Annotated in this window: 1 protein-coding gene; it reads right to left on the bottom strand. The window is 62.0% G+C overall.

Translation table 11 applies throughout. The features are described 5' to 3' along the window. Positions 1–681: 681 nt before the first annotated feature. The coding region (locus MKK84_RS21445; protein WP_243923384.1) for a transposase at positions 682–986 on the bottom strand (305 nt) is incomplete at its 5' end.

The raw sequence follows: 986 nt of genomic DNA, 5'->3' as shown, positions 1-986 counted from the left end.
GTCCTTGTGAGACCAGCACGTCGACCTGACGCAGCTTGCTCACGATCTCCTCGGGCTTGGGTCGTTGGGCCATCGATTCCGTCCTCTGTCGGCGCAAAAGCCATACTTCAGGGCGGACCACTTCAAAGGGGGACGATCAGCAGGAGGACGCCGTAGCTCCCTGATAGGCCAATCGGTCAGACGAGCAGCAGGCACTTGAAGGCGAAGGGCTATCTGAAATGAAGGTCGCGCCGCTCGCGATGGGATTGTGCGTTTTCATCGTAGCAGCGTTAACTGTGAAGGTTCTCAGCGCTGCGGGCGCAGAGAGTGCACCTCTCATAGTCGTAGCCGCGGGGCTTCTCGCCGGCAGTGCAGTCGCCTTCCTTAAGTGAGACATGAGCGATCCGGAGTCAGACGTCGACTTCCGCAAGCGCCTGCCACGCGTTGTGACAGAGAAGGATCGCGCTGCTGCCCTAGTCGTAGTCGGCGCCAATCTTGATGCTCTCGGACGCAAGTACGACCGGTTCAGGACCGGCGTGCCACTCAAAGGCTTCGGTCCGCGAGGATCCTGAGGAGGCGAACTAAGGAACGGTATATGGCTGACAACCACAGCAAAGAGCGGCTGGAAGCCGAGGCGGCTTTCGCGAAAACCCAGGGCCGTTCCGGCGGCAATGCCTCTGACCAGCCAACGGCTAGGGCGTGTCATCGCTTGAGCCAGTCGAGGGCTGCGGCGAGGGACAGAACGCCCATGAAGCTGGCGGCGGTTTTCTCGTAGCGGGTTGCGATGGCACGCCATTCCTTGAGCCTCGCCCAGAGGCGCTCGACCTGATTGCGGTTGTTGTAGATCCAGTCCGGGCAGGCGACGAGGGTCTCATGGCGCTGAGGCGGGATCGCGGGGCGCGCACCCATGTCCCAGATGTGCTCGCGGAAGGCGTGACTGGTGTAGCCGCGGTCTCCGACCACCCACTTGGGCACGCTTGGCAGTTGGTCGAGCAATGGAACCGCAT

Origin of the sequence: Methylobacterium sp. E-065 (assembly GCF_022829605.1) — a bacterium.
Taxonomy (GTDB): domain Bacteria; phylum Pseudomonadota; class Alphaproteobacteria; order Rhizobiales; family Beijerinckiaceae; genus Methylobacterium.
The sequence above is the reverse complement of the archived record's forward strand: the minus strand, read 5'-3'. Positions and strand labels throughout refer to the sequence as shown.